Annotated in this window: 11 protein-coding genes and 1 pseudogene; 3 read left to right on the top strand and 9 right to left on the bottom strand. The window is 55.3% G+C overall.

Going from position 1 to position 14,100, the window contains the following annotated elements; genetic code table 11:
* Positions 1 to 9 precede the first annotated feature (9 nt).
* Positions 10 to 1,917 (bottom strand): annotated as a pseudogene (glgP, locus tag HV107_RS17635) (glycogen/starch/alpha-glucan family phosphorylase); the annotation flags it as partial.
* An 11-nt stretch (positions 1,918 to 1,928) separates the two neighbouring features.
* Positions 1,929 to 2,626 (bottom strand): IS1-like element IS1B family transposase gene (locus tag HV107_RS17630; RefSeq protein WP_095033700.1). Its coding sequence is split into 2 segments (ribosomal slippage): positions 1,929 to 2,377 and positions 2,377 to 2,626, totalling 699 coding nucleotides; the frame shifts between segments, so codons are not numbered across the junction.
* Between the two features lie 353 nt (positions 2,627 to 2,979).
* Between HV107_RS17630 and rimO the strand changes: the two genes are divergently transcribed.
* Positions 2,980 to 4,305 carry a 30S ribosomal protein S12 methylthiotransferase RimO gene (gene rimO, locus HV107_RS17625; protein WP_014069489.1) on the top strand — a complete coding sequence of 442 codons (1,326 nt, stop codon included), beginning with the start codon at positions 2,980 to 2,982 and terminating at the stop codon, positions 4,303 to 4,305.
* A gap of 65 nt (positions 4,306 to 4,370) precedes the next feature.
* Here rimO and gsiD read toward each other — a convergent pair whose 3' ends face one another.
* The 6 genes from gsiD to iaaA all read right to left on the bottom strand — a co-directional run bounded on the left by gsiD (position 4,371) and on the right by iaaA (position 11,411).
* On the bottom strand, positions 4,371 to 5,282 hold the full coding sequence (gsiD, locus tag HV107_RS17620) for a glutathione ABC transporter permease GsiD (RefSeq protein WP_182060148.1): 912 nt from the start codon (positions 5,280 to 5,282) through the stop codon (positions 4,371 to 4,373).
* A 1-nt stretch (position 5,283) separates the two neighbouring features.
* Positions 5,284 to 6,213 carry a glutathione ABC transporter permease GsiC gene (gsiC, locus tag HV107_RS17615; RefSeq protein WP_182060147.1) on the bottom strand — a complete coding sequence of 310 codons (930 nt, stop codon included), beginning with the start codon at positions 6,211 to 6,213 and terminating at the stop codon, positions 5,284 to 5,286.
* 1 nt (position 6,214) lies between these two features.
* Positions 6,215 to 6,912 (bottom strand): IS1-like element IS1B family transposase gene (locus tag HV107_RS17610; protein ID WP_095033700.1). Its coding sequence is split into 2 segments (ribosomal slippage): positions 6,215 to 6,663 and positions 6,663 to 6,912, totalling 699 coding nucleotides; the frame shifts between segments, so codons are not numbered across the junction.
* Between the two features lie 115 nt (positions 6,913 to 7,027).
* Positions 7,028 to 8,566: a glutathione ABC transporter substrate-binding protein GsiB gene (gene gsiB, locus HV107_RS17605; RefSeq protein WP_182060146.1), complete on the bottom strand. Its 1,539-nt coding sequence runs from the start codon at positions 8,564 to 8,566 to the stop codon at positions 7,028 to 7,030.
* Positions 8,567 to 8,589: 23 nt separating this feature from the next.
* Positions 8,590 to 10,461, bottom strand: coding sequence for a glutathione ABC transporter ATP-binding protein GsiA (gene gsiA, locus HV107_RS17600; protein WP_182060145.1), 1,872 nt, complete (start codon positions 10,459 to 10,461; stop codon positions 8,590 to 8,592).
* 11 nt (positions 10,462 to 10,472) lie between these two features.
* Positions 10,473 to 11,411 (bottom strand): beta-aspartyl-peptidase, encoded by a 939-nt coding sequence (iaaA, locus tag HV107_RS17595; protein ID WP_182060144.1) that lies wholly within the window; start codon positions 11,409 to 11,411, stop codon positions 10,473 to 10,475.
* A gap of 189 nt (positions 11,412 to 11,600) precedes the next feature.
* On the opposite strand from iaaA, the gene moeA reads away from it, so the two are divergent.
* Together moeA and moeB are read left to right on the top strand one after the other, a co-directional pair.
* A complete protein-coding gene (moeA, locus tag HV107_RS17590; RefSeq protein ID WP_182060143.1) occupies positions 11,601 to 12,833 on the top strand; it encodes a molybdopterin molybdotransferase MoeA in 1,233 nt (410 codons plus the stop codon).
* Positions 12,834 to 12,835: 2 nt separating this feature from the next.
* Positions 12,836 to 13,588: a molybdopterin-synthase adenylyltransferase MoeB gene (moeB, locus tag HV107_RS17585; protein ID WP_182060142.1), complete on the top strand. Its 753-nt coding sequence runs from the start codon at positions 12,836 to 12,838 to the stop codon at positions 13,586 to 13,588.
* Positions 13,589 to 13,743: 155 nt separating this feature from the next.
* Here moeB and HV107_RS17580 read toward each other — a convergent pair whose 3' ends face one another.
* On the bottom strand, positions 13,744 to 13,989 hold the full coding sequence (locus HV107_RS17580) for a hypothetical protein (RefSeq protein WP_182060141.1): 246 nt from the start codon (positions 13,987 to 13,989) through the stop codon (positions 13,744 to 13,746).
* Positions 13,990 to 14,100: the final 111 nt, after the last annotated feature.

Raw genomic sequence — 14,100 nt, 5'->3', positions numbered from 1 at the left:
GTTACGCGCTTACAGCCGGGTTTTACCGATATGCCAGATGTTGTCGGCATACTCCTGAATGGCGCGGTCAGACGAGAAATACCCCATGTTGGCAATATTATGCATCGCGCTGGATGTCCACTCCGCCGGATGACGGTACAGCTGATCCACTTTATTCTGGCACTCAACGTAGCTACGGTAATCTGCCAGTACCTGGTAGTGATCACCGAAGTTAATCAGCGAATCCAGCAGGTTACGATAACGATCAGGCTCCTGCGGGCTAAAGTGCCCGGTGCCGATTTGCGTCAGTATCTGACGCAGTTCCTCATCCTGTTCGAAGATTTTGTGCGGGTTATAACCACCGCAACGCAATGCTTCAACCTGCTGCGCCGTATTCCCGAAGATGAAGAAATGCTTCGCGCCAACGTGCTCCTGCATTTCGATATTGGCGCCATCCAGCGTCCCTATGGTCAGCGCGCCGTTCAGGGCAAATTTCATATTGCTGGTCCCTGAGGCTTCTGTCCCCGCCAGTGAAATCTGTTCTGAGAGATCGGCCGCCGGAATAATCATCTGCGCAAGGCTGACGCTGTAATCAGGGATAAACACCACCTTGAGCTTGCCGCCAATTTGCGGATCGTTATTCACCACCTGCGCCACATCGTTAATCAGGCGGATGATCTGCTTGGCCATGTAGTACGACGACGCCGCCTTACCCGCGAAAATATTTACCCGTGGAACCCAGTTCGCCTCCGGGTTTGCCTTAATGCGGTTATAGCGTGAGATAATGTGCAGCACATTCATCAGTTGACGTTTGTATTCATGAATACGTTTCACTTGCACATCGAACAACGCCCCCGGGTTCACGACAATGTTAAATTGCGTGGCGATGTAATCAGCAAGACGTTTTTTATTCGCCCGCTTCGCCCGGTAAATTGCCGAATTCACGGACGGGTAATCGATATACCATTTCAGTTCGCTGAGCTGGTTTAAGTCCGTTCGCCATGCCGGGCCAATATTCGTGTCCAGCACTGTGGCAAGCGACGGGTTGGCAAGCGCCAGCCAGCGACGCGCGGTGACACCGTTGGTGACGTTGGTAAAGCGTGTTGGGAAAATTCGCGCAAAATCAGCAAATAACGACTGTGACATTAAATCGGAATGCAGCTCCGATACACCGTTCACCTTATAGCTCACCACAACCGCCAGCCAGGCCATGCGCACAACGCGGCCATGTGATTCATCCACCAGCGACACGCGACGCAGCAGGTCACCATCATTGCCATGTTGTTCACGCACCTTGTTCAGGAAGCGCTCGTTGATGTCGAAAATAATTTGCAGATGGCGCGGCAGAATGCGGCTCAGCATCGCCACTGGCCAGGTTTCCAGCGCTTCACTCATCAATGTATGGTTGGTGTAGGAGAAAATCTGGCATGTCACGTCCCAGGCTTTATCCCAGCTGAAATTATGGTCATCAATCAATACCCGCATCAGTTCGGGGATAGAGAGCACCGGATGAGTGTCGTTGAGGTGAATAGCAATCTTCTCAGCCAGATTGTCATAGGTTTTGTGCAGCAGATAATGGCGATTCAGGATGTCCTGAATGGTTGCCGAAGCCAGGAAATAGGCCTGCCGCAGACGCAGTTCGCGCCCGGCTTCCGTTGAATCATCGGGATAGAGCACGCGCGAGATCTTGTCGTAGTGATAGGTATTTTCTCCCGGCTCCGACACCTCTTCCTGCGCCAGGCGTGCAGCATTAATTTCGCTATTCACCTGCACATTCCACAGGCGCAGCGTATTCGTGGTATCGATTTTATAACCGGGAATAATTTGGTCGTGCGCCACCGCCAGGATCTCTTCGGTATCAATCCAGCGAGAAATATTACCTTCCTGCTGGACCCGGCCACCAAAGCGCACTTTATAATGCGTATTATGGCGTTGGTAATGACTCCAACTTATTGATAGTGTTTTATGTTCAGATAATGCCCGATGACTTTGTCATGCAGCTCCACCGATTTTGAGAACGACAGCGACTTCCGTCCCAGCCGTGCCAGGTGCTGCCTCAGATTCAGGTTATGCCGCTCAATTCGCTGCGTATATCGCTTGCTGATTACGTGCAGCTTTCCCTTCAGGCGGGATTCATACAGCGGCCAGCCATCCGTCATCCATATCACCACGTCAAAGGGTGACAGCAGGCTCATAAGACGCCCCAGCGTCGCCATAGTGCGTTCACCGAATACGTGCGCAACAACCGTCTTCCGGAGCCTGTCATACGCGTAAAACAGCCAGCGCTGGCGCGATTTAGCCCCGACGTATCCCCACTGTTCGTCCATTTCCGCGCAGACGATGACGTCACTGCCCGGCTGTATGCGCGAGGTTACCGACTGCGGCCTGAGTTTTTTAAATGGCGGAAAATCGTGTTGAGGCCAACGCCCATAATGCGGGCGGTTGCCCGGCATCCAACGCCATTCATGGCCATATCAATGATTTTCTGGTGCGTACCGGGTTGAGAAGCGGTGTAAGTGAACTGCAGTTGCCATGTTTTACGGCAGTGAGAGCAGAGATAGCGCTGATGTCCGGCGGTGCTTTTGCCGTTACGCACCACCCCGTCAGTAGCTGAACAGGAGGGACAGCTGATAGAAACAGAAGCCACTGGAGCACCTCAAAAACACCATCATACACTAAATCAGTAAGTTGGCAGCATCACCCGGAGACGCCATGAGAGTGAAGCGTTTTGGCCATTGCTAATTTTGACTGAACATAGATATCTTTCATTGAGAACCTCACAGGTGTAGTTGATGTGGTGAAAGATATCGTCTGGTGACTTTTTAGCCAATTAGCAACGCTTAAAGCCGGGATAAGTAATTCTAAACAGTGTTCAGCAGCAAAGCAGTTAACCTGCGGCAGACAGACAAGGCCACTTCAGCACACAGATCTGTATAAATCCCCCGCGGAACGCTGTAAAATCCCGCCCTGATAACTCCATAATTGATGAATTTTTAACCTATGAGCAATGTTACGCACCAGCCGAAAATCGGCTTCGTCTCCCTGGGCTGCCCGAAAAACCTGGTGGATTCCGAACGTATCCTGACCGAACTTCGCACCGAAGGCTATGACGTGGTGCCAAGCTACGACAACGCCGACATGGTGATCGTAAACACCTGTGGTTTTATCGACAGCGCGGTTCAGGAGTCTCTGGAAGCCATTGGTGAAGCCCTGACTGAAAACGGCAAAGTGATCGTTACCGGCTGCCTGGGTGCCAAAGTGGATCAAATCCGCGAAGTGCACCCAAAAGTACTGGAGATCACCGGCCCGCACAGCTATGAGCAAGTACTGGAGCACGTGCACCACTATGTGCCAAAACCAAAGCACAACCCGTTCCTGAGCCTGGTGCCAGAACAGGGTGTAAAACTGACTCCGCGCCACTATGCGTACCTGAAAATTTCTGAAGGCTGCAACCATCGCTGCACCTTCTGCATCATCCCGTCTATGCGTGGTGACCTGGTGAGCCGCCCAATTGGCGAAGTGCTGGCGGAAGCCAAACGTCTGGCTGATGCTGGCGTGAAAGAGCTGCTGGTGATCTCTCAGGATACCTCTGCCTACGGCGTTGACGTGAAGCACCGTTCCGGCTTCCACAACGGCGAGCCGGTGAAAACCAGCATGGTTGGCCTGTGCGAGCAGCTTTCTAAACTGGGTATCTGGACGCGTCTGCACTACGTCTACCCTTATCCGCACGTTGATGACGTGATCCCATTGATGGCTGAAGGCAAGATCCTGCCATACCTGGATATCCCGCTTCAGCACGCAAGCCCGCGAATCCTTAAGCTGATGAAACGCCCAGGCTCTGTTGATCGCCAGTTGGCGCGCATCAAACAGTGGCGTGAAATCTGCCCGGACCTGACCCTGCGTTCAACGTTTATCGTTGGCTTCCCGGGTGAGACGGAAGAAGATTTCCAGATGCTTCTCGACTTCCTGAAAGAAGCACGTCTGGATCGCGTAGGCTGCTTCAAATACAGCCCGGTAGAAGGCGCGACGGCAAACGAACTGGCCGATCAGGTGCCGGAAGAAGTGAAAGAAGAGCGCTGGAACCGCTTTATGCAGCTGCAACAGCAGATCTCTGCTGAACGCTTGCAGGAAAAAGTGGGCCGCGAAGTTCTGGTCATTATCGATGAAGTGGACGAAGAAGGCGCGATTGGCCGCAGCATGGCAGATGCCCCGGAAATCGACGGCGCGGTATACCTGAACGGTGAAACCAACGTGAAGCCGGGTGATATCGTACGTGTGAAAGTCGAAAACGCAGACGAGTATGACCTGTGGGGTAGCCGGGTTTAATCTCCCGACTCCTCTTTTATAGGCCGGGTAAGGCGTATAGCCGCCACCCGGCACATTTCACTGCACTACCCTTTAATCCGCGGATCCAGCGCATCACGCAACCCATCACCCAGCAGGTTAAACGCCAGCACGGTCAGGAAAATCGCCAGACTCGGAAATATCGCCACGTGCGGCGCTATCACCATATCCGCCCTCGCCTCGTTGAGCATTGCTCCCCATTCCGGTGTTGGCGGCTGTGCCCCTAACCCCAGAAACGACAGACTCGCTGCAGAGATAATCGACACGCCAATACGCATCGTGAAATAGACCACGATGGATGACACCGTACCCGGCAGAATATGGCTGAACAGAATGGTGGTATCGCTGGCCCCCATACTGCGCGCCGACTCGATAAAGGTCTGCTGCTTAAGCACCAGCGTATTTCCGCGAACCAGGCGGGCAAACGCGGGGATGGAAAAGACCGCTACGGCGATAATCACGTTCGCCATCCCGCTACCCATAATGGCCACGACCGCGATGGCCAACAGGATGCCAGGAAACGCGAATAACACATCGCAAATGCGCATAGTGATTCTGTCCCACCAGCCTTCGTAGTACCCCGCCAGCAGGCCGAGCACAGTACCTATGGCTGCGCCTATCAACACGGCAAATACCCCGGCCGCCAGTGAGATACGGGTCCCCACCAGCACACGGCTAAAAATATCACGCCCGAGCGAATCCACGCCAAACCAGTGCAGCATCGAGGGTCCGTCATTCAGGCGGTCGTAATCAAAGTAATTTTCCGCATCAAAAGGGGCAACCCACGGGGCAAGGATCGCCACCACAATCAGCAGCAACACAAACAACCCTGCCGCCATGGCCACCGGCTGGCGGCGAAATCGCCGCCAGAACTCCAGCCACGGGGTTCTGATATGGTCCGGCTTTAACCCCGGCATGGCGTTCAAAACGGCCTGACGACGCCAGTTCAACAATCGCATCTTACTTATACCTGATAGCCGGGTTAATGGCGGCGTAGAGCACATCCACCACTAAGTTGATAAGAATAAACTCCAGCGAAAACAGCAGCACTTCGGCCTGAATAACCGGGTAATCGCGCATGTCGACGGAATCAACCAGCAAGCGCCCAAGCCCTGGCCAGTTAAACACCTTTTCCACCACAATCGAGCCGCCCAGCAAAAAGCCGAACTGAAGCCCCATCATCGTGACAACCGGGATCATCGCATTGCGAAAACCATGCTTGAGGATGACCCACTTCTCGCTTACCCCTTTCGCCCGCGCGGTGCGGATATAGTCTTCGCTCAGCACATCGACAAACGACGCGCGCGTAAACCGCGCCATCACCGCCGCCACGGCAGCCCCCAGCGTGAGCGATGGCAGAATGTAGTGTTTCCAGGTATCCGCCCCTACGGTCGGCAACCAGCCAAGTTCAACGGAAAAAACCTGCATCAGCAGCATCCCAAGCGCAAACGCCGGGAAGGAGATACCGGTCACGGCCAGCGCCATGCCCAGTTTATCCGGCCAGCGGTTACGCCACACGGCCGCGACAATCCCGGCCACCAGGCCAAACAGCACCGCCCAGGTCATGCTGGCGATAGTGAGCCAGAACGTCGGCATAAAGCGGCTGGCAATCTCTTCCGATACCGGGCGGCGCGACACCATCGACATGCCAAAATCGCCCTGCAACACGTTGCCGATATAGTGCAGGAACTGCTTATACAACGGCTGATCGAGTCCCAGCTGTTTGCGAACCAGCTCAATCACTGACGCATCCGCTTCTGGCCCTGCGATTAACCGCGCGGGATCGCCCGGCAGCATATGGACGAACAAAAACACCAGCACCGCCACAATCAGTAGCGTAGGGATAAGCCCCAGCAGGCGTTTAAATACATAATTCGGTAATGACTCCAACTTATTGATAGTGTTTTATGTTCAGATAATGCCCGATGACTTTGTCATGCAGCTCCACCGATTTTGAGAACGACAGCGACTTCCGTCCCAGCCGTGCCAGGTGCTGCCTCAGATTCAGGTTATGCCGCTCAATTCGCTGCGTATATCGCTTGCTGATTACGTGCAGCTTTCCCTTCAGGCGGGATTCATACAGCGGCCAGCCATCCGTCATCCATATCACCACGTCAAAGGGTGACAGCAGGCTCATAAGACGCCCCAGCGTCGCCATAGTGCGTTCACCGAATACGTGCGCAACAACCGTCTTCCGGAGCCTGTCATACGCGTAAAACAGCCAGCGCTGGCGCGATTTAGCCCCGACGTATCCCCACTGTTCGTCCATTTCCGCGCAGACGATGACGTCACTGCCCGGCTGTATGCGCGAGGTTACCGACTGCGGCCTGAGTTTTTTAAATGGCGGAAAATCGTGTTGAGGCCAACGCCCATAATGCGGGCGGTTGCCCGGCATCCAACGCCATTCATGGCCATATCAATGATTTTCTGGTGCGTACCGGGTTGAGAAGCGGTGTAAGTGAACTGCAGTTGCCATGTTTTACGGCAGTGAGAGCAGAGATAGCGCTGATGTCCGGCGGTGCTTTTGCCGTTACGCACCACCCCGTCAGTAGCTGAACAGGAGGGACAGCTGATAGAAACAGAAGCCACTGGAGCACCTCAAAAACACCATCATACACTAAATCAGTAAGTTGGCAGCATCACCCATAATTCAACATGCCTTTCCCTCTCATCCCGCAGGCCGTCGCCTGCGGGAATGAGTCTTTTATTTCAAATCAGCGTCATCAAAACTAAAGCCCGTATCCGGCATGATGTAGAACCCGGTCAGCGCTTTGTTATGCGCCGAAACCAGCTTTTCTACCACCAGCGGTACCCACGGAGACTCTTTCCAGATAACGTCCTGCGCATCTTTATAGAGACGCGCCTTCTCTTCTGGTTTTGTGGTTTTCAGGGCATCCGCCAGGTCTTTGTCCACCTGCGGATTGCTGTAGAACGCAGTGTTAAACAGCGTCGGAGGCCAGTTCTGTGAGGCAAACAGCGGCGATAGCGCCCAGTCTGCTTCGCCGGTCGATGCCGTCCAGCCGGTGTAGAACATTCTCACGCCGCTCTTTTTTTGCCCTTTACCTTCCACCTCTGCGGCGCGCTGCCCGGCATCCATCGCCGTGACCTGCGCTTTGATCCCCACCTGTGCCAGCTGCTGCTGGGTGAACTGCAACACTTTTTGCGCAGTACTGTGATTATGCGATGACCACAGCGTAGTGCTAAAGCCATTCGGGTAACCCGCTTCTTTCAGCAGCTCGCGCGCTTTGGCCGGATCGTACGGCCACGGCTGATAACTTTGCGCATAAGCAATGGCTGGCGGCAGCACACCGGTTGCGGGTGTTGCATAACCGGCAAACGCCACTTTCACCAGCGCCTGGCGGTTAATCGCGTAGTTGATGGCTTCACGCACTTTCGGGTTATCAAACGGTTTTTGCGTGACGTTCATGCTGATGTAGCGTTGCATGATAGACGGGCTAGCCACCAGCTCAAGCTTGCTGTTTTTTGCAAGGATTGCCGCCTGCTCGTAGGGAATGGGGAAGGCAAACTGCGCCTCACCCGTTTGCAGCATCGCCGCACGGGTGTTGTTATCAACCACAGGACGCCAGGTAATGGTGTCCAGCTTCGGCAACCCTTTCTGCCAGTAATCGTCGAATTTTTTCACCTTCACAAAATCGGTCTGATTCCAGGTGACCAGTTCGTACGGCCCGGTGCCAACAGGATGGAAGCCAATCTCTTTACCGTATTTTTTCAGCGCTGCCGGGGAGATCATCGCCGTTGCCGGGTGCGCCAGAATATTGATAAACGCGGAGAACGGTTCTTTCAGGGTGATTTTCACCGTCGAAGGGTCAACGACCTCAGTGCTGGCGATGGTTTTAAACAGGTTATAACGCTTGAGGCTATTTTCCGGGTTACTGGCGCGATCGAGGTTAACTTTGACGGCTTCAGCATTGAAATCGGTGCCATCCTGGAACTTCACGCCGGTTTTGAGCTTTATCGTATACACCAGACCGTTGTCCGATACGGTGTAGCTTTCGGCCAGCACGTTTTTCAGCTTCATCTCTTTATCCAGGCCGAAAAGGCCCTGATAGAATGATTTGGCGACCGCCTGTGACAAGGTGTCGTTAGCGTCATACGGATCCAGGGTCGTGAAATTGGAGCCAACCGCAACAACCACATCTTTGGCAGCGAACGCGGGGGCTGCGGCCAGGGCTGCCGTCACGCTCGCGGCTAACAGCCATGTACGAGCAACAAATTTAACCATTGTGTTCTCCTGCCTGTTGTAAGTTATAACCGCGAGAATGCATTGTCCTGACGCGGAGGTGCCACAAAATGACCCGGACTGACTTCGCGAAGCGTCACGCGCTCCACCGATTCGCCCGGTTTACGAATATTGCCCGGCATCTCATCCTGCAACAGCACACGCTGGGCGTGGCGATGGGTAGGATCAGCAACCGGTACAGCCGCTATCAGCTTACGGGTATAGGGATGCTGCGGGTTTTCAAATACCGCCTGACGAGGGCCAATCTCAACAATCTGCCCCTGTAACATCACCGCGACCCGGTGGCTGATGCGCTCAACAACGGCCATATCGTGCGAGATAAATAAAAAAGCGATGCCCATATCCCGCTGTAGATCGAGCAATAAATTAATGATTTGCGCGCGAATAGAGACATCCAGCGCCGACACCGATTCATCGGCAATCACCACTTTCGGGTTCAGCGCCAGTGCGCGTGCAATACAGATTCGCTGCCGCTGACCACCGGAAAACTCATGCGGATACCGCCAGGCGTGTTCAGGCAGCAAGCCAACACGTTCCAGTAACCAGGCCACCCGCCGCTGGGCCGCATCACCATCGAGCAGGTTATGCACCCGCAGTGGCTCCATTATCGAATAGCCAACGGTATGACGCGGGTCGAGCGAGGCGTAGGGATCCTGAAAAATAAACTGAATATCCCGACGCAGCGGCTGGAGCTTACTGGAAGGCAGGGTATCAATACGTTCCCCGTTAAAGGTGATACTCCCTTCCTGAGACTCCACCAGCCGCAGCAGCGCCCGCCCGGTGGTGGATTTACCGCAGCCCGATTCCCCGACCAGCGCCAGCGTTTCACCCGCCCAGAGATCAAAACTAACGTTCTCTACGGCATGAACTTCACGCTTCACGCGGTTAAACAACCCACTGCGCAACGGGAAGCGGGTCACAAGATTGCGTACCTGCAAAACAGGCTGACCCGGTACAACCGTGTCCTGCTCTGTTTCAGCCTCCTGACGCCCGGTATCCCCCGGCGAAATCAGCGGAAAACGCCGCGGTAATGCGCTGCCGTTCATTGCGCCCAGACGCGGCACGGCAGCCAGCAATGCTTTGGTATAGGGATGTTCCGGGGCATGGAATATCTGCTCTACACTGCCCATTTCAACGGCAACGCCCTGGTGCATTACCAGCACACGATCGGCGACATCCGCCACAACGCCCATGTCATGAGTGATAAAAATCACCCCCATGTCCATTTCCTGTTGCAGCACTTTAATCAGTTGCAGGATCTGTGCCTGAATAGTCACATCCAGCGCGGTGGTCGGTTCGTCGGCAATCAGCACCGCAGGGCGACACGACAGCGCCATCGCAATCATCACGCGCTGGCGCATCCCGCCCGAAAGCTGATGCGGATAGCGCGACAAAATAGCCTGCGCCTCCGGAATACGCACCTGTTCCAGCATCCGTTTGGCTTCAGCCAGCGCTTCATCACCGCTTAGGCCCTGATGCAGGCGGATAGATTCTGCAATCTGCTCACCTACCGGGAAAACCGGGTTCAGGGAAGTCATCGGCTCCTGGAAAATCATCGCGATATCCGCGCCGCGTACCCCCTGCATTTGCGATGCGCTCAGTTCAGTTAAATCAATAACCTGTCGATTGCGACGACGCAGCAGCATCGTGTCGCACTCCACCTTTCCGCCCGACTGTTCGAGCAGGCGCATTAATGACAGCGCCGTGACCGACTTACCCGAACCGGACTCGCCTACAATCGCCAGCGTTTCACCACGATTAAGTGAAAACGATAGATTTTTTACTGCGGGGACGAACTGCCGCTCTTCCTGAAACGCAATATTCAGTTGTTGAACCGCCAGAACCTCGCGGCTGTCCAGCTTTTCACTGTGCGGCACGCATAACCCCCTTATTCACGATAAATCCCCGTACTGGGTGCATCTCCGGCATAGCCCCAGGCACGGTACATGCCTTCACTGTTAAAGGGCAACGCCACGTTCCCCTCATGATCCACAGCGATTAACCCACCCACACCGCCCAGCGCCGGGAGTTTTTCCATCACCACACGCTCACAGGCTTCCGCCAGACTCAAGCCGCCGTAATCCATCAGCGCAGTAATGTCATACGCTGCCAGTGCGCGAATAAACACCTCACCGGTTCCGGTACAGGAGACTGCCGCCGTGGCGTTATTGGCATAGCATCCCGCACCAGGGAGAGGGCTGTCGCCTACCCGCCCTGGCAGCTTATTGGTCATGCCACCCGTAGACGTTGCGGCGGCAAGGTTGCCGGCTTTATCCAGCGCAACCGCGCCTACCGTACCCATTTTGCTGTTCTCATCCAGCGGCGCGGTATGGTCAAGCTGTGTAATTCCCTCTGAACGGGCATCCAGCAGCTGCTGATAGCGTTCCGGGGTCGAAAACAGGTCAGGCGATACCGATTCCATCCCGTGCGCAACGGCAAATTGTTCCGCCCCTGCGCCTGTCAGCAGGACATGAGGGCTGTTTTCCATCACCAGACGCGCCGCCAGAACAGGGTTACGCAGATGGCTTACCCCGGCAACCGCGCCGGCTTTAAGACTGGCACCATCCATCACACAGGCGTCAAGCTCGTGCGTTTCGTCGCGGGTAAACACCGAACCAATCCCGGCATTAAACAGCGGACACTCCTCGAGCAGACGAACAGCTTCGGTCACAACATCCAGCGCGCTCTCGCCCGCTTCCAGCATTCGCTGCCCTGTTTCCACAATATTATAAAGCGCGTCAATATAACGCTTTTCCTGCTCGGGACTGAGCTGCGCACGGGTGATTGCCCCTGCGCCGCCATGAATTGCGATTACCGCATTAACCATTTCGCCTCACCCACTCGCCTGATCAGCGGCTTTTTCTATAAATATCATTATCGTTGCTGATTCTTCAGATAATTTTTGAATATAGAAAGACGCCACGGTGATGTAAAGGGTACACCCATCGGGTCATACAGTTAGTGGTACTTTTCTGCCATAATGAGCGCTTTCGTTGTTACTCCGCAGGAGCCACCCATGGATTTTACCGCCGGACTGATGCCGCTCGACACGGCACTGACCCAGATGCTCAACCGCATTTCCCCGCTGCAAGACCACGAAACGCTGCCCTTAGTACGCTGTTTCGGTCGCATTGCGGCGCGCGATATCGTTTCTCCCCTCAACGTGCCGGGATTCGATAACTCCGCGATGGACGGTTACGCGGTACGCCTGGCGGATATCCAGACGGGTCTGGCGCTTCCGGTGGCGGGTAAAGCCTTTGCGGGCCAGCCGTTTAACGGTGAATGGCCTGCCGGGAGCTGCATCCGGATCATGACCGGCGCGCCAGTGCCAGCCGGTTGCGATGCTGTGGTGATGCAGGAAGAGACAGAACAAACCGACGAGGGCGTGCGTTTTACCGCCAGCGCCAGGGCAGGCCAGAACATCCGCCGCGCGGGTGAAGATATTACGCTTGGCGCGACCGTTTTCAGCGCCGGGCAAAAACTGACGGTAGCGGAGCTGCCCGTGCTGGCGTCACTGGGTATCGCCGACATCGACGTTATCCGTCGTGTGCGCGTTGCAGTCTTTTCCACCGGCGATGAGCTGCAACTGCCAGGTCAGCCGCTGCAGGAGGGACAGATTTACGACACCAACCGCCTGGCGGTGCACCTGATGCTGGAACAGCTTGGCTGCGAAGTAGTCAACCTGGGTATTATTCCTGACGATCCCGAAAAGCTACGAGCCGCTTTTATTGAAGCGGATAAATGCGCGGATGTGGTGATAAGTTCCGGCGGTGTGTCTGTTGGCGAAGCGGATTACACCAAAACCATTCTTGAAGAGCTGGGCGAAATTGGCTTCTGGAAACTGGCTATCAAACCGGGTAAACCCTTCGCCTTTGGCAAGCTGGGGCGCAGCTGGTTCTGCGGCCTGCCGGGCAACCCGGTATCCGCAGCCCTGACCTTCTATCAGTTGGTGCAGCCGCTGCTGGCAAAACTGTCTGGCAATAAAGCCAGCCCGCTTCCGGTACGCCTGCGCGCGCGCGCGGCGACCCGTCTGAAGAAGTCACCGGGTCGTCTTGATTTCCAGCGTGGTATTCTGGCACGTAACGCTGATGGCGAGCTGGAAGTGAGCACCACGGGGCATCAGGGTTCGCATATTTTCAGCTCCTTTAGCCAGGGCAACTGCTTTATCGTGCTCGAGAGCGAACGCGGTCATGTGGAAGCGGGTGAATGGGTCGAGGTGGAAACCTTTAACCACCTGTTCGGGGGCTAATCATGACGGTGGAACTGAGCGATCAGGAGATGCTGCGCTACAACCGCCAGATTGTGCTGCGCGGTTTTGATTTCGACGGTCAGGAAGCGCTTAAGGCCGCCAGTGTACTGGTGGTGGGGCTGGGTGGTCTGGGCTGTGCCGCCGCGCAGTACCTGGCTGCGGCGGGTGTCGGTAGCATGACGCTGCTGGATTTTGACACCGTGTCGCTGTCTAATCTGCAACGCCAGACGTTGCACAGAGATGCCACCCTCGGCGAAGCCAAAGTCGAGTCAGCAAAAACGGCACTAACCCGCATCAATCCCCACGTTCAGTTCACTCTTATTAACGCCATGCTTGAGGAAGACGCGCTGTTCGCGCAAATCGCCCGGCATGACCTGGTGCTGGATTGCACCGATAATGTCGCTATCCGTAATCAGCTAAATGCAGGCTGTTTTGCCCATAAAACACCGCTGGTTTCCGGGGCGGCAATCCGTATGGAAGGGCAAATCAGCGTGTTCACTTACGCCGAAGGCGAGCCCTGCTACCGCTGCCTGAGTCGTTTGTTTGGTGAAAATGCACTCACCTGCGTGGAAGCGGGAGTGATGGCACCGTTAGTGGGTGTAATTGGCTCAATGCAGGCGATGGAAGCGATCAAGGTACTGACCCGCTACGGCACGCCTGCGGCAGGCAAAATCGTGATGTATGACGCGATGACCTGCCAGTTCCGCGAGATGAAGCTGATGCGTAATCCGGGGTGTGAGGTTTGCGGAGGTTAAAGCAAACGGCAACCTTCAGGTTGCCGTTTTAATGTTTGCTCCCTCTCCCCGTGGGCTGAGGAATCCCCACAAAAATACGAGCACGGACGGCTCCCTCTCCTTTTTGGGAGAGGGCTGGGGTGAGGGGGAACATACGGCTGTGGTGGTCATTCCGTTCACTTTACGTTCCTTGCTACTCTGTCACCACAATACCGGTGAACGTGCCAGGGTAGCTCACCGCCGCTACCCTGGCGACCCGGGCTCCCGGCAAGAAAATCGTCGCTTCGCGATGCCCTCAGCGTTTGCTCCAGGCTAATCGGGGACGGGCGGATGAAACGTCCCTGTAAAGCCGCCCTCGCCGCGCATCCATGCGCGTCGCCCCGGCCTTCCGTAAACGCGTCGGCGATTTTCAGCCGGACCATGACACCGCTGTAAGTCCCTTAATTCAATGGCGTAATATCATCGCTGAATTAAAGACAAAAATTACTGGGGAACCCTCAGCCCTGTGTGAGAGGGTTGGGGTGAGGGCATCA

This window comes from Enterobacter sp. RHBSTW-00175 (genome assembly GCF_013927005.1).
GTDB lineage: Bacteria > Pseudomonadota > Gammaproteobacteria > Enterobacterales > Enterobacteriaceae > Enterobacter.
The sequence above is the reverse complement of the archived record's forward strand: the minus strand, read 5'-3'. Positions and strand labels throughout refer to the sequence as shown.